The sequence below is a fragment of the Rhodococcus sp. 2H158 genome (genome assembly GCF_053764755.1).
This window is the reverse complement of the sequence record NZ_JBSNCE010000024.1, coordinates 47,356-65,216: the sequence shown is the minus strand read 5'-3', so window position 1 is coordinate 65,216 and position 17,861 is coordinate 47,356. Positions and strand designations below refer to the sequence as shown.

The following is a 17,861-nucleotide window of genomic DNA, read 5'->3' as shown; positions in this document are numbered from 1 at the left end:
GTGTTGCCGGTCGCAACACGGCACCCGATACATTCGAAGTCATCGACCGCATCGGCCGGCCCCGCAACGACGCGCCCCCGCCTCTCGTCGAATCCCGCCTCTCGTCGAACCTCCTCTTCCCCCTCCAGGAGAATTCATGCGCCCCACCCTTCCCGGCCGCGCCGCGATCGCCGCGCTCACCCTCACGGCCGCCCTCGGTCTCGCCGCATGCAGCAGTTCCGGCTCCGGCGGCGGCGACGTCTCCGACGCCGACGTCGCCGCCGGCATCGAGTACGCCCGCGCCCAGCTCGCGAAGTACGCGGCCGACCCGGAGTTCACCCTCGAGGCCGAGCCCTTCCCGATGCGGAACATCGCCGGCAAGACGATCTTCGCGATCCCTACCAACAGCGAGAACCCCTACAACGTCGCCGTCGACGAGGAATCGAAGAAGGTCGCCGAGCGCTACGGCGCCACCTGGATCGAATACACCAACCAGGGCCAGCCCGCCCAGTGGGCCACCGGCGTCGAACAGGCCGTCAACCAGCGGGTCGACCTGATCATCCTCTCCCAGGGCATCGACGCCTCCCTCATCAAACCGGCCCTCGAAAAGGCCGAGGCGGCAAACATTCCCGTCCTGCTCACCCACACCATCCTGCGCGGGGAGTCGCTGCCCGCCGGCCTCGAGGGCCTCGTCGACGCCACCACCGACGCCCCGCTCGCCGAGGCCAACCGCCTCACCGTCGACTGGATGATCGATCAGACCGACGGCGAGGGCAACGCCCTGATCATCACCTCCAACGAGGTCCCGCCCGCCAAGGCCGAGGTCGCGGCGATGGAGGACGAGATCGCGCAGTACTGCCCCCGGTGCGAATACAAGATCGTCAACGTGCCCGTCGCCGAGTGGGCCACCAAGATCCAGTCCGAGGTGCAGTCCGCCCTCTCCGCCGACCCCACCATCAACTTCGTCCTGCCCATCTACGATTCGATGTCGCTCTACGCCCAGTCCGGCATCAAGGCCGCCGGCAAGACCGGCCAGGTCGAGATCTCCTCCGTCAACGGCACCCCCGCCGTGCTGAAGATCCAGCAGGACGACGGCATCGTCACCATGAACGTCGGCGAATCCATCCCGTGGCTCGCATGGGCCACCATGGACCAGGCCGGCCGCCTGCTCCTGGGCTACGACCCCGTCCCGAACGGCGCCCAGCAGACCCCGCTCAAGCTCATCACCGCCGACAACATCGACGAGACCGGCACCCCGCCCCAGCCCGACAAGGGCTACGGCACCGCCTACGTCACCGGCTACGAGGCCCTGTGGGGGTCCAGTGAGCAGCCCTGATCCCATCGTCAACATCGTCGGCCTGTCCAAGACCTTCGGCATCCACACCGTCCTGAAGGACGTCGGCCTGACGATCCACGCCGGCGAGGTGCACGGCCTGCTCGGCGAGAACGGGTCCGGCAAGTCCACCCTCATCAAGGTCCTCGCCGGGTTCCACGCCCCCGACCCCGGCGCCGCCCTCCAGGTCCGCGGCCGCGACGTGCCCCTGCCCGTCCCCGCCGGCGGATTCCGCGAACTCGGCATCAGCTTCGTCCACCAGGACCTCGCCCTCGTACCCGACCTGTCGGTGGTGGAGAACCTGCGCGTCGGGCCCGTCGTCGCCGGCTCGAGGCCGTGGATCTCCTGGCGGCGCGAGAAGTCCACCGCCCGAGCCCTGTTCGACCGATTCGGCCTCGACGTCGACCCCGACGCGCCGGTGTCGAGCCTCGGCGAGACCGACCGGGCGCTCGTCGCGATCCTGCGGGCCGTGGAGGAACTCGGCGACCGCCGCACCCTCCTCGTCCTCGACGAGCCGACCGTGTTCCTGCCCCGCGAGGGCACCGACCTGCTGTTCTCCGTCGTCCGCGAGATCGTCGCCGACAAGAAGGCCGCGGTCCTGTTCGTCTCGCACGACCTCGACGAGGTGCTCGACCACACCGACCGCGTCACCGTCCTGCGCGACGGCGTCTCCCAGGGCACCCACCGCACCCGCGACCTCACCGCCGCCTCGCTCATCGACCTCATCGTCGGCCGCAGCCTCGACTCCGCCGACCCCCGCGTCGCCGGTCCCGTCCGCGACTTCGACGACGCGTCGCCGCTCGCCCGGGTCGAGGAACTCGAGACCGCGACCGTCGACGGGATCGGCTTCGACGTGCGGCCCGGCGAGATCGTCGGGCTCACCGGCATCGCCGGCTCCGGCTACGACGACGTGCTGCCCGCCCTGTACGGAGCCCGCCCGGCCCGCGGGGGACGGTTGACGATCAGCCCCGACACCGTTGCGCTGCAGACGATCACCCCGATCGACGCGCTCGGCCGCAAGGTCGTGTACGTGCCGCCGGACCGCAAGGTGGAGGGCAGCGCGCCGGAGCTGACCGTCGCCGAGAACGTCACCCTGCCGATCCTTGGCGCGGGCTGGGTGAAACCGGGCGCGCTCAGGGCCGTCGCCGCGTCCCTCGCCGAGCGCTGCGACGTGCGGCCCCGCGACCCGCAGGCCGTCTACGGTTCCCTCTCCGGCGGTAACCAGCAGAAGGCGCTGCTCGGCAAGTGGCTCCAGACCCACCCGGCGCTGGTGCTGCTCGCCGAACCCACCCAGGGCGTGGACATCGGTGCCCGCGCCCGCATCTTCGAGATGCTCCGCGAGACGGCGCGCGGGGGAGCGGGCATCGTCGTCGCCAGCTCCGACTACGAGCAGCTGTCGGTGCTGTGCGACCGCGTCCTCGTCTTCTCCCGCGGCCACATCGTCGCCGAACTCACCGGCGACCACCTTTCCAAGCACCACATCTCGGACAGCGTCCTCGGCCTGACCCGACAGGAAGTGAAAGCCTGATGTCCGTCACCCTCGACAAAACCACCACCACGAAAACCCCTGCACCTGTTGCGGACTCGGCCCGGCCGCGCGTCGCGCTCGGCCCGCTGGTCGAGAAGTACGCGCTCGTGCTGGCCCTCGTCGCCGTCGTGCTGGTGTTCAGCGCGCTGCGCCCCGAGATCTACCCGACCGCGAACAACCTGCAGAACATCCTCGGCTCCCAGGCCGTGCTGCTCATCCTCGCTCTGGGGCTGATCGTGCCGCTCACCGCCGGCGAGTTCGACCTCTCGGCCGTGTCGACCATGTCGCTCGCGGCGATGACGATCGCGGTGCTCAACGTCCAGCAGGGCTGGTCGCTGCTGCCGGCCATCGCCGTCGCCGTGCTCGTCGCGCTGTTCGTCGGCGTCGTGAACGCCGTGCTCGTCGTCCGGCTGCACATCGACTCGTTCATCGCGACGCTCGGCAGCGGCACCGTCGTCCTCGGCGTGGTGCAGTGGATCTCCGACTCCACCTCCGTCACCGGCATCGACGCCGCGCTCGTCGACGCGACCATCGGCACCCGCCTGTTCGGGGTGTCGCTGCAGTTCTACTACGCCCTCGCCCTCGTCCTGCTCACCGCGGTGATCTTCCAGTACACGCCGATCGGGCGGCGGCTGCTGTTCGTCGGGCGCGGACCGCAGGTCGCGCGGCTCAGCGGCCTGCACGTCGACCGCATCCGCGGCGGCGCGCTCGTCACCTCCGCGCTCGTCGCGGCCCTGGCCGGCATCGTCTACGCCGGCATGCTCGGCGGCGCCGACCCGTCGTCCGGGCAGTCGTTCATGCTGCCGGCGTTCGCCGCCGCGTTCCTGGGCGCCACCGCGATCGTGCCCGGCCGCTTCAACGCCTTCGGCACCCTCGTCGCGGTGTACTTCCTCGTCGCCGGGGTCGTCGGGCTGCAGATGCTCGGCGTCGCCAGCTTCGTCCAGCAACTGTTCTACGGCGGCGCCCTCGTCGTCGCCGTCGCCCTCTCCGGTGCGGTCCGTCGCCGCACCGCCTCCCGATCCGCGCGCTGAGCGCCCGACCGAAGGACACCCGCCATGAAGACCACCGTCGTCGCCGGCAACCCCAAGCCCGGCTCCCGCACCCTCGACGCCGCCACCCTCCTCGCCACCGAACTCACCGGCTCGGCACCGGACCACGTCGTCGATGTGGTCACCCTCGGATCAGGCCTGCTCGGCTGGGGCGACGACGCCGTCAAGGCGGCGGTGGACACCGTCGCCGCCTCGGACCTCGTGGTCGTCGCCAGCCCCACGTTCAAGGCCACCTACACCGGGATCCTCAAGCTGTTCCTCGACCAGTTCGCCACCGGCGACGGCCTGCGCGACGTCACCGCCGTGCCGCTCATGCTCGGCGCCGGCCCGGCCCACGCCATGGCCCCGGACCTGCTGCTCAAGCCGGTGCTCGTCGAACTCGGCGCCACCACCCCGGCGCCGGGCCTGTACCTGCTCGACTCCACCTACACCACCGACACGCGGATCGCGGACTACGCCCAGCGCTGGGCTCCGGTCCTGCGCTCCACTCTCCGGACGGAGGCCCGATGACCACCCTGACCCTCGACGGCGCCACGCTGCGCCGTGCCTTCGCCCACGTCCCGTCCGGGGTCGTCGCGATCTGCGCCGACACCGGCACCGAACGCCTCGGGATGGCCGCCAGCACGTTCGTGCCGGTGTCGTTGGATCCGCCGCTGGTGGCGTTCTGCGTGCAGAACACCTCCAGTACGTGGCCGAAGCTCGCGGCACGGCCGCGACTGGGCATCAGCGTCCTGAACTCCGACGGCGCCGCCCGGGTGCTCGCGGCCAAGGACGGCGACCGGTTCGCCGGCCTCGACACCGAAACCCGGGACGGGGGAGCGCTGTTCGTCGCCGGCTGTAGCGTCCGGCTGGACGTGTCGATCGAGCAGCAGATTCCCGCGGGCGACCACGCCATCGTCGTGCTGCGGGTCCACGAACTGCACTGCGACGACTCCGGCACCGAGCCGATCGTGTTCCACCGCAGCGCCTTCCGCAGGCTGGTGGCGTCGTGAGCCGGATGGCAGCGGCGCTGGCCGCACTGCGCGCAGGGCGGCCCGTCCTCGTCGCCGACGACGCCGACCGCGAGAACGAGGGCGACGTGATCCTCGCCGCGCACCACGCGACCCCGGAGTGGATCGCGTGGACCGTGCGGCACACCTCGGGCCTGCTGTGCGCGCCGATGACCGGTGCCCGCGCCGACGCCCTGGACCTGCCGGCGATGGTGACCGACAACCAGGACCCCAAGCAGACCGCCTATACGGTGACCGTCGACGCCGCGCGCGGGGTGAGCACCGGCATCAGCGCCGCCGACCGCGCCACCACGCTGCGGGTGCTCGCCGACCCCACCGCCACCGCCCGGGACCTGATCCGGCCCGGGCACATCCTGCCGCTGCGCGCCCGGCCCGGCGGGGTGCTCGAACGTCCCGGCCACACCGAGGCCGCCGTCGACCTGTGCGCGCTCGCCGGCCTGCCGCAGGTCGGGGTGATCGCCGAGCTCGTCGCCGACGACGGGTCCATGATGCGTATGCCCGGCATCGAGGACCTCGGTGCCCGGCACGACCTGCCCGTCCTCACCGTCGCGGAGCTGATCAACTACCGCGCCGCGCACCCGCTGCCCGCAGCCGCGGTGCCGGCCGGGCGGGTGAGCCGCGCCGACGAGACCGTGATGCCGACCCGGTTCGGCACCTTCCGTGCCGTCGGCTACCTGGACCGGCACACCGGCGCCGAGCATCTGGCGCTGCTCGCCGGCGACCCGGTCGACGGCGCGCTGGTGCGGGTGCATTCGGAGTGCCTGACCGGCGAGTCGTTCGCCTCCCAGCGCTGCGAGTGCGGCCCGCAGCTCGACGCCGCCCTCGAGCGTCTCGCCCACGAGGGCGGGGTGCTGGTGTATCTGCGTGGGCACGAGGGCCGCGGCATCGGCCTGCTGAAGAAGCTGGCCGCCTACCGGCTGCAGGACGGCGGCCTGGACACCGTGCAGGCCAACCTCGAACTCGACGAACCCGCCGACGGCCGCGAATACGGCGGCGCCGCCGCGATCCTGCACGACCTCGGTGTGCGGTCGGTGTGGCTGCTCACCAACAACCCCGCCAAGATCTCCGGGCTCGAGGCCAACGGCATCGTCGTGTCGGGGCGAGTGCCGCTGCACGTGGGCAGTGCCCCGGCGAACGTGCGGTATCTGGAGACGAAGCGGCGGCGGATGGGGCACCTGCTGCCCGCGGCGGAGGGATGACTCGCGCCTGCCTAGGCGCAAGTGAAACCTTCAGTTCGTTCGTCTGCAATAGACTGCAACTCAGACGAACCGGTCGGATCTCGTTCAGGAAATTGTAGGACTCCGCAGATCCATGACGAGTTCACGCCGAATACGGTCGTGAAGAGGCGTACGAGATTCCTCGGCATCCGTTTCGCCTTCGTCGGCACTCGAGGCTCGACCCATAACGACATCGAACCACGCTGCTCGGTCCTTCACGACGCGGAACATCTTCTCGTCATGCGTGCCAGCGAGATATGGCTCGTAGACCTGAATCTTCTCGCCCACGCTCTCGGCATACGAACCGATCCGATCCAGGCGCCCGGTACGTTGTTCGAGCTTGCTGGGGTTCCAGTCCAGGTCGTGGTGAATCACGTGTCGGCACTCGTGGTGCAGGTCGATACCTTCTCCCATCACCGAGCTCGCTACGAGGATGTCCGGTGCGAACGGGGTGTTGAAGACGGCGATCAGTCGTTCACGATCTTCGCGTCGCGTACCTCCGTACGCGCGGCGCACCTGGGCGAGGCTCGCGCCGCGCCCCTCTTGCGTTGTCGAGCGATCGTGCTCGCCAACGAGATTCAATAATGTCTTCTGGCGTTCGATGTCTGTCGTAGACGCAAGACGAGCCGTGAAGGCCGTCCATCGATCGAGCAGAGCGACCCCGGCCGGATTCGCGCCGGCGAGACCATCGAGGACCGTCGTGCTGTCCATCTCACGGGCGATGTGGGTGTACCGGACGAGATTGGCCGGAGTCCGCAGGTTGCGGATCGCGATGGCTGCCAATTGTTCTGCAAGGTCGGTGTCATTCGTCGCGGCGTCGAACAACTTGACCAGATGATCGTGGATGGTCCGGTGCGAGGTGCCGGTGGATTCGAACAGGCGTCGGGAAGTCCGGCTGAGCTCGGTCAAAGCTTGCGTGCGTGGGACACCGAGCAGGTCCGCTGCGCGAGTCTCGACCAGATCGTCCACTCGTCGACGCAGGGCATCGCGGAGTGCCTCTGTAGTCCGGATGTACCAGCAGAAGATCAGGCACTTCTCGCCGGCCATCCACAGTGCGGATGCTCGTTCGACCGTCGCTTTCACCTTGGGATGTCGCCGCCGCCGATCCTCTGACGCAAGGACATCGGTGATGTACCGGTGGTACCAATCGGCTGCATCTGAGGGCGAATGAGTGGGTGTCTCGTCTGCTGATTCTTCCGTGTCCGAGTCGAGGGGACTGCTGCCCGTTTCCAGCCGAAGGTACGCCTCGTACGACGATGCGATGCCGTAGGCGAACAACGGACGAGGGGCGCCCTCTTCGGACGCGATTGCCTGGGCGCGTGCCGCGAGGAGAAACGGCATCGCATCCTCGTCACGGATGGGAAGTCCGCCGGTGATGTCCGTGGCGTCGGGAAGAATGGCAGCTCCGCACAGATAGTCGCGCCGGTGTGGCCGTTGATGCCGGATCAGCCATGGCTGGAGGTGGTCGTGCATGTGCTGTCGTGCGCGAACGGTGAGCTGAGCATCCTTCCAAGCGCGCACCACATGGGCGTCGAGCGACGTGTCCGGTGTCGAGTCCGGGGACCAGGAATCGAATGCCGGCAAGTCTTCCTCGGTGATCTTCGACCACGACTCGTCGAAGCGAATCGCTGACACTTGTGCGTCGTACAGTGCATTCCCCAAGTCTGCGAGCCGTTGGTCCAGTGCCTTGGCAGGCCGCGGCGAGACCGGGCGAACCGCTTCGAGTCGGCGCAGGACGTTGACCAGCTCGTTGTGGCCCAGCTCGAAGGGCGTCGCTGTGAGGAGCAGAATTCGGTCGAAGATCCCGTAGAGGGCCCCGTCGGTCGGATGATCGGGAAGTGGCGAGAACAGTCGACCGATGCGCGTGTGGTCGTTCTTCAGCGCATGGGCCTCGTCGACGATGAGCAGCGGAAGACGGATGTTCGCCTGCGTAAGAGCCTGTTTCCACACGAGTTGCGTGGCATCGTTCAGTGCGGTTCGTGCCGCCTTCAACCGCTTCTTCAATCCGAGTGATCGCCGCGCAGGAAGTTCTCGCACTACCTCCCACACAGCGTCCAGATCGAGCTCGCTCGAGACATCGTCGAGTGCACGTGGAACGGGGTCGTCTCCGAGGTCCTCGCCGGTGAGGGCGAGCCACTCCTTCTGCCACGTCGACGTCGGGGTCGACAGAAGCCGCGCGACGCGCTCGGGAGTGAACCGAGTGTCCGGGATCAGTCCATGGGACTGTTCCGACCACCTGGCAATACGCGCGCGTACGTCGCTCGCCCCGCGTCGGTTACGGACGGCATAGGAGAGCAAGGCGAGCTGGATGAAGCGATCCTTCAACGAAGTTGTCAAGGCTCCGTGAGTAACGACTACAAGATGTTTGCGGCGATCCGCGGGGTCGTCGAGCAGCCTGAGGAAATCCTCTCCACTTCGGATCGGGGCATCGACACACCGGATTCTCCGAGCGGATGGTTCGAGTAATGCCTCACGGAACTTGTTCCATTCGTCCACCCATTTCTGAGCAACGCGTGCGGGGACGAACGCAACGACCTGCTGCGACGTGTTCTTTCTCAAGATCTCGGTGACCGCGACGGCGAGTGCGACATAGGTTTTCCCCATTCCGACCTGATCCGCGAGGATTACGCCCTCTTGCGTCTGGAGTCGTCTCAGGATGTCCTCGGCGGTCCGTCGCTGCCTCTCCCAGTCGTCTGCGAAGTGGTTGTCGAGTGAGCGGCGGAGGTGCTTGCTCAGAAGTTCAGACATGCCCGTGCTTCCTTCGATGCGCTGTCGCTGTACTCCGCTATTTCCCCTCCGTGAACGAGTATGTCGGCGCGGAGCTGGTCGAGATCGTCGAGTACCTGGCGGACGAGACGACGACCATCGGTAAGGTCGATACGGGCACATACAGCCGACCACGGAACTCGCGAGACGGACAGGGCAACCTCTGCAAGGGTGAACAGCGCCTCCGCACTGCTCAGGTGACCGGCTGCCGCATCCTTGACGACCTTCGTCGCCAAAAAACGCGGGCCCAGTGGTCCTGACAACCGTGCTGCGAGCATCTCTGTGGTGACCACCGGGCGGGAGAGCCGTCGCTCGAAAGCGGTCAGTGCCGCGCCGAGCGCCCGCCCGCGTCGCATCAGGGTACTGAGCGAATCGAAGCGCTTCAGCGGATCGATGACCGCGACGGGGGCGCCAGCCTTCGCAATGCCCTGTTCTTGCAGCTCTCGCACGATCTGAGTGACCGAGCGACCCGACGAGAGGGCAGCAAACAGGTGGGAGGACAGCAGATCCTTAAGGCCGAATCCGGGGGGCAATGCATGACGATCATCGACGAGTACCGCCCATGTCGAGGTGTTGCCTGTCCACTGAACGTCGACAAACAACGGAATTTGATCCTCTCCCACAGCGAAGGAGAACCGACCCGGTCGTCCCTCGACATTCCATTTCTCGGAATCGAGAAGTGTTGTTCCCGAGGGAATTCGGATTTCCCAGTTGTCCGGACCGGGTTCCGAAGTGAGCGAGATCGTCAGCTTCCAGCCTTGATGATCAGTGCTCAGGCGGCAGGTCCCGAAAAATGCGGGCAGTGCGACGATCTCGCCGACGTCCTCATCTTCGTCGTCAGGAGCTTCGAACGGGATATCCGACGCGAGCTCCTTGCCGCGAGGGATCAACCCTGACAGAGCCCTACCTTCTTTGCTGTCCAGAGATGCGCCAAGCCAGACATTGAGTTCGCGGTGACGGCGAGGCCCTTTGAGGCCCAGGCCTGCTTCGGTGTGATTGGAACTGCCGACCATCAGGGCGATCCACGCCTTGCTGTACAAAACGAGGCATTTGGCGTGGAGTCGCCTGATCTCCTCGTCCAAGGGTCCGAGCTGCACAACGGAGTCCACGTACTTCTCGGCAAGGAACTGTGGCGGGAACGTTGTCTCACCGGTCGGGCCGAGTACGACAGCAACATCGTGATGCCGTGCCGATGGCGGACGTCCGGTCAGTAGCTCACGGACCGTGGTCAGAACAGTGGGCGAGGTCGAATCCCAGTACGCAGAGACATGCGTGGCCCCCAGTGGCCGGCTGCCTTTCCACACCGACTCGAAGGCGTCCAAAGGGTGAACTGCCGTATTGGTGGGAGCGATCGCCACCGCTACGGAAGACGACGTACTTGATTGAGCGGCGATACGACCTCGGAATTCATCGATCAGCGCGACGGCACGTTGTCGCGCTGGGACGTCATCGGTGAGGCCGGGAACGAGCTCGAGATAGGACTGCAGCTCATCTGCGATGGACTGCAGTACGTTCGCGGGAAACAGACAGCGAGGTCCGAGATCTGCTGCCAGCGCCATTTCGATGTTCCGGCGGTACCCGGCATCAGTGAGATTCGCCGAACCGATCACGACCCGGGTTGCGTGCTCCCACAGGAGTACGACCACTTTGGAATGGAGAAGTCCGCCGTCGACATGACAGTGGAGGACATCCCACCGAAGACTCGATCGTTCCGACTGAGTGTGCCGATCGGCGAGCACGGTTACGGTCGTCGACCGCAAACCCTCTTCGAGCTCGAGCCGTGCAACAAGATCGTCGACCGAGCCGGTGTCCTCGTCGACACTCTCCACCGCGAGAAACCTAGCGAGGCAGTTTCGTTCGAAGAACTCGGGTTCGAGGGTGAACGTCGTGGCAATCACGGCGACGGGTTCACCGGCACCGGTGGGTGCCTGCCAATGGTCGAGTAACGGTGAGGTCTTCGTCTGCTCTTTCACATGGTCTCCCGAACGAATGTGGCGAGCGTGTTGACCCGCATCGGGTGGGTCCAGTACGCGTTGTCGAGCTCCAGACTCTGGTTTCGGTAGGGTGGTCGGACAACCCATCGGTTGTTGAGGTGATCGAGCCACATCCGCTTGTGCTTCGCGTCCTGCACCTCTTGATGTCGAAGGATCAATGAAGTGACGAACTCCGAAGGGGTGAGCTTGCGGTCGAAGCGGGACAGAACCTGGGAGACATCGCTCGCCAACTGCTCATCGAGCGCAGCTACCGCTTCGACGGACCGAGCGGTAAGGTCCTCGAGCTGCGCAGCCGTGTCTGCGATGAGCGGGGTTTCGCAGCCTTGCTCCACGGAAAAAGCCCCGCCGAGGCTTGCGGCGTAGGCGAGCAATCGTCGATACGCATATTCAATTGCAGTAGCGCACCGTTCGAACTTGATTGCAGCGTCCAAGGCGACTCGTGTAGGTGCTGATGCGCGCGGCAGCAGATTCTCGGCAACTACCTGCTGGGGTGCGTCCGACGCTGGCATGTCGGTACGCAGTAGCGCGGCGAGCTCGTCGTGAATCGGGTGCCCAGTGGCGGTTACCAAGTTTCTCAGTTCGGCACGTTCCCGTGCGCGAACTCCTCCAGGCGCGAGAATCCCCGCGAGGCGTCGCATCAACCATCCGGTCGGGGGTGCCACGCTGTGGTTCGCGGCGAGCGCGCGCTGTACCTCACGCTCGATCTCGCGACGAAGCTTGTCGCCATCCGACCGATAAGCACCGTCGGTGAACCCCGGTACGTCGTAGTCGATCTCCCATTCGCGGACGAGGCGATAGGCAGCCTCGCTCGGAAGCCCTTCCTTGGTGAGAACTTCCGACGCGACAGAAAAAGGCCTGTACACGCCCGTGAATCCGAATACCCGAGGTCCGGACAGGTATGTCGAAGGGCCCAGTCTTTCCTTGGCTCTTTGTGCTCGCCGTGCTTTCTGGATGCCGGGAAGTCCGCGGATAGCGTCTGGGTCTGCGTGGCGTACCAGAGCTTCGACGAGGATCCACTCGAAGGAAATGTCCGGCCTGGTCTTGCCGTCCGACGAGACCACGTCCACAAGCTGCTGACAAGCAAACGCGCCTACCCCTGCAAGAGTCACGAATCGCGGTTGGGCCATACGCGCTCGTAAGGCCGGAACGAGGTGGTGCGCGATTCGCTCGGCGACGGAGCCCAGCCCGAGCGGATCGAGACTGCCCTCGCCTTCGGCGCCGGGGTCGTATTGGGAAAAGTGGGGGAGCTGGTCGAGAAGCGTCACGACAGTCGTCGGCCCTCGTTGTGGAGGGTGGGGAGACTCCACCTGTGCTTCCCTGTGTCGCTGTACACGCGTCCTCGCAGTTCCCTCCGCCGGATGCATCCCCCATAGCAACCAGACCAGTTGTAGTGCTTTGTTCGAGAAACTAGATCGTCGGCACGCCGCGATTCGTTTCACTACCGCCGAATGTAAGCGCAGTTGCTGGGCGCGGTGACCATTAGCGAAGCGGTCCAGTGGAGACGGTCTACCTCCGTCTGCTGTACGTCTTCGGTGCGTAACGGTCTATTCGTGCCGAACGATTACTTCAGTGAGTGAATCAGCGTGCATGCGCTTTCGCATTAATGATCTTGAAATGGGACCGGCGAGGGCATTATGGCCGAGAGCATGACTCCATCAGAGGCGAAAACCATCGCTGAGCGCCACCTGAGGTCTCTCGGGTTCGTCCCCACTGCCGGCGGTGGATCGAGCCGCATGAATATTCGGGCGCCGGGGTTGGTTGCGAAGGTAACTGTTCGTGCCGCCCCCGTCAGCCGATCCGAACTGACGAGCTTTTACATGGATCGCGATATGGGTACGGCCGAGGCGCGAGCGTACTTTGCGCTCAACGGCTACGGACCAACGGCTGTCGACTACGCAACGGCGCATCGGATCCAACTGTTCGACATCGATCATGCCGGTCGAGCCACCGAGCGCAACAAGGTAGGACTCCGCGCGCCCGATAGGGTGGCGCCTCCGTCGTCGCCTTCGCAGAAGAAGGCCGAGTCTCGTCGTGAGCGGCCGTCCGACCCCCGAGACCAGGCGATAAAGGCGTGGAAGAGTCCTGAAGCGGAGCAAGTCAGGAGACTGCTACTTGCGGCCGCCAAGTCTGTCGGTGCCGCGATCTTTGCCCGTTTGTCGAAGTTGGCCGAGACGGTGCCTGAGCGGAGGGCGGGGAAGACTTCAGCGAATCAACGTGCAAACAGGGGGCTCGTGGCGGTCGGTGTCGTGATGTTCATCGTTGTCGGGGGAAGCGTGTTGGCCGCCGTGAACAGCTCGAACCCCGACCGCTCCGTAGAACCGGCGCAAGTGTCATCCTCGACGACCACTCGTGAACTCTCCTCGGCAGCCACGACACAGCAGACCGCACCAGAGGTGACTCGCACACCGTCGGAGATCGAGTCATCGGGCGCTGTACCGACGACCACCGTGTTCAGCCCGCCGCCTCCCCTGTACATGCCGTCGGAGACTACGACGTACGTGCCCGCACCGCGGGTGAACACGCCCGAGTACACCCCACCATCCCCCTCGGCCGAATCGTTTGTCTATTACGAGAATTGCGACGCTGCCCGCAATGCCGGCGTTGCACCGCTCTTGCGCGGTCAGGCGGGCTATAGATCCGAACTCGATCGGGACGACGACGGCGTAGCTTGTGAGTGGAATTGATCGTCCCAGGAACAACGCGAGCGCTGAGTGCGGCCGACCACCAAATTCGGCAATCACCGCGCGTGCCGCATCCTGAACATCCGCTTCGCATTCTCACGTCACGCTCAGGGGCGTCGACCGTGCACGGGGTCAGGGGCGGGCGGAACCGTTTCCACCGGCACCGCATGCGGCCGGCTGAATTCGCGTAAGCCGTCCGCGCCGTGGATCGTCCCGAACCCCGAACCCCGAACCCCGACTCGCCGATACCGCCGAAGGGGAGAGCGGGGACGGCACCGAAGGTGAAGACACGGTTCACGGCGACTCTGCTGCTACGAATCCGACGGGCGGCTTGCAGAGAAGAATCGGCTGGTCGGGAGGGATGGAGTTCCATGTGTTCTCGAGCCACATGCCGACACCCGGTGTCAATTCGGACGGCTTGAACATCACCGCGTTGCCTGCAGCGAGGGCGTACGAGATCGAACTCATCGGCGTGAAGGCAGGGATGTTCCACGGACCGATGACTCCGATGACAACGAGAGGCAGGTACTAGAGGATCGCGTTCTGATTCATCAACGGCATTGCGGCGAGAACCCGTCGTGGCCGAAGGACCGTCTGTGCGTTCCGTGCCGCCCAGTCGAGGTGCTCCACAGTGAGCATCACTTCGAAGAATCCGTCGTCGTGCGGCCTTTCTGTTTCGGCGGAGATGAGTGATGCCAGTAAATCTGCTTCAGTGGATCGCCGGCCTCGAGGCCAACGGCATCGTCGTGTCGGGACGGGTGCCGCTGCACGTGGGCAGCGTCCCGGCCAACGCGCGGTACCTGGAGACGAAGAGACGGCGGATGGGGCACCTGCTGCCCGCGGCGGAAAGGTACGCCGCACAGCGATATCGGCGCATGCGGGATCCGCGCTGCCGTCAGTCGTCCGCGGTGACAATCGTTGGGGTGGATGACTGACGGGCGAGCGGGTACGGTGCGCGCCGCCGATACCCCGACGTTCGGGAAGGATGGGGGCATGCGCTCTCCGATACCGGACTACCTGACCGAGGTGCTCGACACGTGCACCGCCGATGTGAGCGGGACCGTCGCCGACTACATCCCGGAACTGGCCGCCGCTGACCCGGATCGTTTCGCGGTTGCTCTGGTGACGGCGGACGGGACGGTGTATTCGGCCGGCGACGCCGAGCACGCCTTCACGATCCAGTCGATCTCGAAGCCGTTCGTGTACGGCATGGCGCTCGACCGGCTGGGCTTCGATGCGGTCCTCGACAAGATCGATGTGGAACCGTCGGGGGAGGCGTTCAACGAGATCTCCCTCGAACACGACTCCGGGCGCCCGCTGAATCCGATGATCAACGCAGGGGCGCTCACCGCCCACGCCCTGCTGTCCGACGATGCGTCGCCGCACGCGCGGGGCGAACAGGTGCGGTCGTTGTTCTCTGAGTTGGCCGGCCGCGACCTCGCCATTGATGAGCGTGTCGCCGCCTCCGAGCTGACCACCACGTACCGCAACATCGCGATCGCGAATCTGCTGCGCAGCTACGAGGTGTTCTTCGACGACCCGGAAGACGTGGTCGCCGGGTATGTGCGTCAGTGTTCGGTGTCGGTGACGGTGACCGATCTCGCGATGATGGCGGGCACGCTCGCTAACGGTGGGATCCAGCCGCGCACGGGGTCCCGGGTCTTCTCCCGGCCCACGGTGCGTCAGGTGCTGTCGGTGATGGCCACGTGCGGGATGTACGACGCGGCCGGCGACTGGCTGACCACCGTCGGCATTCCCGCGAAGAGCGGGGTGTCCGGCGGCATCATCGGGATCCTGCCCGGTCAGCTTGGTATCGCCGTGTTCTCGCCGCGGCTGGATCGGCACGGCAACAGCGCGCGGGGTGTCGTCGCCTTCGAACGTCTGTCCCACGACATGAATCTGCATCTGATGGACGCCCCGATGGTCGCGCATTCGGTGCTGCGCCGGCGCGAGATCGTCGGCGAGGAGCCGGAGGCGGTCACCGTGCTGGAACTGCAGGGCGACATCCAGTTCACCAACGCCGAGACCGTGGTGCGGGCCGTGGTCGACGAGCGGGTGACCACGCGGCGGGTGGCGCTCGACCTGACGTTCGTGCACTCGGTGCTGCCGGTGGGCCGGCGGATGATCCTGGAAGTGCTGCGGCGGCTGTTGCTCGACGGGCACGACGTCACGCTGGTCGACCCGGACGAGCACCTGCCGGACCCCGACGTCGGCGACGGTCGCCGCCCGGACATCCATCGGTCGGTCGACGACCTGCTCGCGGCGTCGGCGTGACCGCAGGGCGGGCACCGTCAGCGGTCCGCGTCGGGACCCGTCCCGGACCGGCGGCCCGTATGCTGCGGTAATGCCGGAGATTCGAGTCCTGGACACCGAGGCCGAGCTGCTGACGGCGGCGAAGCTGTTCCGTACCGCGATGATCGGGATGCCGGCGCCGAATCCGCTCGAGCCGGGGCAGATCCTCACGCAGCGCGAGCAGGGCCGCACCCTCGGGGCGTTCGTCGACGGGCAGATGGTCGGCACGGTGGAGTCGGCGTCGAGCGGCATGGTGCTGCCGGGCGGCCACAGGGTTCCGCACGCCGCCGTGACGCACGTCGGCGTGCTGCCCACGCACACGCGGCGGGGTGTGCTCTCGGCGCTGATGCGTCGTCAGCTGAGCGATGCTCAGGACCGGGGTGAGGTGGTGACGTCGCTGCGGGCCTCCGAGGCGACGATCTACGGCCGCTTCGGGTACGGCGTCGCGACCACGACGCACACCGTCGAGCTCGACGTGCGGCGGGCGGTGCTGCGCCCGTCGGTGGGTGAGGGCGGGCCGGTGCGGCTCGTCGATCCGCACCGCGCGTGGGACCTGCTGTCGCGCATTGCCGACGACAATCCGTCGTCGCGTCCCGGAAGCATCGATCGCATCCCGCCGTGGTGGCGGTCGCAGGAGCACCGGATCGTCGGGGACCGTGAGCCCCGGTACGTCGCGGTGCACGGCGAGCCGGGGGCGGAGACGGGCTTCGCCCGGTATCACCCCGTCGGCACCGACATGTGGTTCGGCAGCCGGGATCGGACGGTCGTCGTCGACGACTTCTTCGCCCCGACTCGCACCGCCTACCTGGGCCTGCTCCGGTTCCTGCTGAACCTCGATCTCGTCGACACGTTCGTCTTCGCCGCGCTCCCGCAGGACGATCCGCTGCCGTGGCTGCTGACGGACTCGCGCGCGGTGCGCTTGCGCAGTGCCGGCGACGAGACGTGGCTGCGCATCGTCGACGTGCCGGCCGCGCTGCGTGCGCGGACCTTCGCCGGTGCCGGAGAGGCGCGGCTGGCCGTCCTCGACGAGCGTCTCCCGGAGAACACCGGGACCTATCGGATCTCGGCGGCGGGGGCCGAGCGGGTGGACGAGCCGGCGCAGCTCGAGGTGGAGGTGTCCGCTCTTGCCGCGACGCTGCTCGGCGGCACGCGGTGGCATCAGCTGGAGGTCGCCGGCTTGGTGCGGGTGCACGACGCGGAGGCGCTGCCGGTGGTCGAGCAGCTGTTCGCGACGGCATCGGCGCCGTTCGCCGGCGTCATGTTCTGACCGCGCCGCCCGGGTGCAGTGTCGTGGGTCAGTTCGCGTCGCTTTGCGCGCGACGTTTCCGGACGCGCTTGACGATGGCGTAGCCGAGGAACAGGACGACGGCGGCGATCACGATGTTCTGGAACACCGCCGCGTACGGCTCGACGCGCGCCCAGTTCGCGCCCAGCCCGTAGCCGGCGAGGACGAAGATCGTGTTCCAGACGAGGCTGCCGGCAGTGGTGAACAGCACGAACCGCCACGCGGGCATGCGGGTGACGCCGGCGGGGATGGAGATGAGGCTGCGGAAGAGCGGGACCATGCGGCCGAAGAACACGGCCTTGCTGCCGTGCCGCTCGAACCATGCGGTGGTGCGGTCGAGGTCCGCGACGTCGACGAGGGGGAGCCGGTCGACGATCCGGCGGATGCGGTCGGGTCCGACGCCGCGCCCGGCCGCGTAGAGGCCGAGGGCGCCGGCGAGCGAGCCGAGGGTGGTCCAGAACAGCGCCCCGAAGAGGGTGAAGCTGCCCAGGCTCGCGGCGAACCCGGCCAGCGGCAGGATGACCTCGCTGGGCAGCGGCGGGAAGAAGTTCTCCAGCGCGATCGCGATGCCCGCTCCGACGCCGCCGAGCCGGTCCATGAGGGACAGCGCCCAGCCAGCGAGGCCCTCGGTGGGGACGGCGGCGTCGGCGGGGATGGCGGCGAGGAGTGGGGCAGTCACCTGATCCACCATAACGACCGATCACACCGGATCCGGGCGACGTGAGGG

At 66.9% G+C, this 17,861-nt stretch carries 13 protein-coding genes and 2 pseudogenes; 10 read left to right on the top strand and 5 right to left on the bottom strand.

Annotation, left to right across the window (positions count from 1 at the left end; genetic code table 11):
* Positions 1-136: 136 nt before the first annotated feature.
* The 6 genes from ACWPOB_RS21840 to ribB are packed head-to-tail and all read left to right on the top strand — an operon-like array spanning position 137 to position 6,098.
* Positions 137-1,315: a sugar ABC transporter substrate-binding protein gene (locus ACWPOB_RS21840; protein ID WP_455402090.1), complete on the top strand. Its 1,179-nt coding sequence runs from the start codon at positions 137-139 to the stop codon at positions 1,313-1,315.
* Positions 1,302-2,840: a sugar ABC transporter ATP-binding protein gene (locus ACWPOB_RS21835; protein WP_455402089.1), complete on the top strand. Its 1,539-nt coding sequence runs from the start codon at positions 1,302-1,304 to the stop codon at positions 2,838-2,840. Before ACWPOB_RS21840 ends, ACWPOB_RS21835 begins: the two co-directional genes overlap by 14 nt.
* The gene (locus tag ACWPOB_RS21830; RefSeq protein ID WP_161995023.1) at positions 2,840-3,871 is read left to right on the top strand and encodes an ABC transporter permease; all 1,032 of its coding nucleotides are present in this window, start codon (positions 2,840-2,842) and stop codon (positions 3,869-3,871) included. The genes ACWPOB_RS21835 and ACWPOB_RS21830 overlap by 1 nt, the downstream gene beginning before the upstream one ends.
* 24 nt (positions 3,872-3,895) lie before the next feature.
* Positions 3,896-4,399 carry an NADPH-dependent FMN reductase gene (locus ACWPOB_RS21825; RefSeq protein WP_455402088.1) on the top strand — a complete coding sequence of 168 codons (504 nt, stop codon included), beginning with the start codon at positions 3,896-3,898 and terminating at the stop codon, positions 4,397-4,399.
* The gene (locus tag ACWPOB_RS21820) at positions 4,396-4,881 is read left to right on the top strand and encodes a flavin reductase family protein (RefSeq protein ID WP_455402087.1); all 486 of its coding nucleotides are present in this window, start codon (positions 4,396-4,398) and stop codon (positions 4,879-4,881) included. The genes ACWPOB_RS21825 and ACWPOB_RS21820 overlap by 4 nt, the downstream gene beginning before the upstream one ends.
* A 5-nt stretch (positions 4,882-4,886) precedes the next feature.
* Positions 4,887-6,098, top strand: coding sequence for a 3,4-dihydroxy-2-butanone-4-phosphate synthase (ribB, locus tag ACWPOB_RS21815; RefSeq protein ID WP_455402120.1), 1,212 nt, complete (start codon positions 4,887-4,889; stop codon positions 6,096-6,098).
* 84 nt (positions 6,099-6,182) lie between these two features.
* Here the strand turns inward: ribB and ACWPOB_RS21810 are convergent, their stop codons facing one another.
* The 3 genes from ACWPOB_RS21810 to ACWPOB_RS21800 are packed head-to-tail and all read right to left on the bottom strand — an operon-like array spanning position 6,183 to position 12,141.
* The gene (locus ACWPOB_RS21810; RefSeq protein WP_455402086.1) at positions 6,183-8,864 is read right to left on the bottom strand and encodes a helicase-related protein; all 2,682 of its coding nucleotides are present in this window, start codon (positions 8,862-8,864) and stop codon (positions 6,183-6,185) included.
* Positions 8,849-10,855 (bottom strand): phospholipase D family protein, encoded by a 2,007-nt coding sequence (locus ACWPOB_RS21805; RefSeq protein ID WP_455402085.1) that lies wholly within the window; start codon positions 10,853-10,855, stop codon positions 8,849-8,851. The genes ACWPOB_RS21810 and ACWPOB_RS21805 overlap by 16 nt, the downstream gene beginning before the upstream one ends.
* Positions 10,852-12,141: a hypothetical protein gene (locus tag ACWPOB_RS21800; RefSeq protein ID WP_455402084.1), complete on the bottom strand. Its 1,290-nt coding sequence runs from the start codon at positions 12,139-12,141 to the stop codon at positions 10,852-10,854. Before ACWPOB_RS21800 ends, ACWPOB_RS21805 begins: the two co-directional genes overlap by 4 nt.
* Positions 12,142-12,522: 381 nt before the next feature.
* Between ACWPOB_RS21800 and ACWPOB_RS21795 the strand changes: the two genes are divergently transcribed.
* Positions 12,523-13,560 carry an excalibur calcium-binding domain-containing protein gene (locus ACWPOB_RS21795; protein ID WP_455402083.1) on the top strand — a complete coding sequence of 346 codons (1,038 nt, stop codon included), beginning with the start codon at positions 12,523-12,525 and terminating at the stop codon, positions 13,558-13,560.
* Positions 13,561-13,896: 336 nt separating this feature from the next.
* Here the strand turns inward: ACWPOB_RS21795 and ACWPOB_RS21790 are convergent.
* Positions 13,897-14,274, bottom strand: a pseudogene (locus tag ACWPOB_RS21790) (aldehyde dehydrogenase family protein); the annotation flags it as partial.
* On the opposite strand from ACWPOB_RS21790, the pseudogene ACWPOB_RS21785 reads away from it, so the two are divergent.
* The 3 genes and pseudogenes from ACWPOB_RS21785 to ACWPOB_RS21775 form a co-directional block, all read left to right on the top strand.
* A pseudogene (locus ACWPOB_RS21785) lies at positions 14,274-14,405 on the top strand (bifunctional 3,4-dihydroxy-2-butanone-4-phosphate synthase/GTP cyclohydrolase II); the annotation flags it as partial. The pseudogenes ACWPOB_RS21790 and ACWPOB_RS21785 sit on opposite strands and share 1 nt — an antisense overlap.
* Before the next feature lie 145 nt (positions 14,406-14,550).
* Complete coding sequence (locus ACWPOB_RS21780) at positions 14,551-15,831, top strand: glutaminase (RefSeq protein WP_455402082.1); 1,281 nt, start codon at positions 14,551-14,553, stop codon at positions 15,829-15,831.
* Between the two features lie 70 nt (positions 15,832-15,901).
* Positions 15,902-17,116, top strand: a complete 1,215-nt coding sequence (locus ACWPOB_RS21775) for a GNAT family N-acetyltransferase (RefSeq protein WP_455402081.1) — start codon at positions 15,902-15,904, stop codon at positions 17,114-17,116.
* 28 nt (positions 17,117-17,144) lie between these two features.
* Here the strand turns inward: ACWPOB_RS21775 and ACWPOB_RS21770 are convergent, their stop codons facing one another.
* Complete coding sequence (locus tag ACWPOB_RS21770) at positions 17,145-17,825, bottom strand: DedA family protein (RefSeq protein WP_455402080.1); 681 nt, start codon at positions 17,823-17,825, stop codon at positions 17,145-17,147.
* Positions 17,826-17,861 lie beyond the last annotated feature (36 nt).

Coding starts and splice junctions, on each gene's coding strand:
- ACWPOB_RS21840 (WP_455402090.1), top strand. CDS start 137: ATGCGCCCCACCCTTCCCGGCCGCGCCGCGATCGCCGCGCTCACCCTC.
- ACWPOB_RS21830 (WP_161995023.1), top strand. CDS start 2,840: ATGTCCGTCACCCTCGACAAAACCACCACCACGAAAACCCCTGCACCT.
- ACWPOB_RS21825 (WP_455402088.1), top strand. CDS start 3,896: ATGAAGACCACCGTCGTCGCCGGCAACCCCAAGCCCGGCTCCCGCACC.
- ACWPOB_RS21820 (WP_455402087.1), top strand. CDS start 4,396: ATGACCACCCTGACCCTCGACGGCGCCACGCTGCGCCGTGCCTTCGCC.
- ribB (WP_455402120.1), top strand. CDS start 4,887: ATGGCAGCGGCGCTGGCCGCACTGCGCGCAGGGCGGCCCGTCCTCGTC.
- ACWPOB_RS21810 (WP_455402086.1), bottom strand. CDS start 8,864: ATGTCTGAACTTCTGAGCAAGCACCTCCGCCGCTCACTCGACAACCAC.
- ACWPOB_RS21795 (WP_455402083.1), top strand. CDS start 12,523: ATGACTCCATCAGAGGCGAAAACCATCGCTGAGCGCCACCTGAGGTCT.
- ACWPOB_RS21780 (WP_455402082.1), top strand. CDS start 14,551: ATGCGCTCTCCGATACCGGACTACCTGACCGAGGTGCTCGACACGTGC.
- ACWPOB_RS21775 (WP_455402081.1), top strand. CDS start 15,902: ATGCCGGAGATTCGAGTCCTGGACACCGAGGCCGAGCTGCTGACGGCG.
- ACWPOB_RS21770 (WP_455402080.1), bottom strand. CDS start 17,825: ATGGTGGATCAGGTGACTGCCCCACTCCTCGCCGCCATCCCCGCCGAC.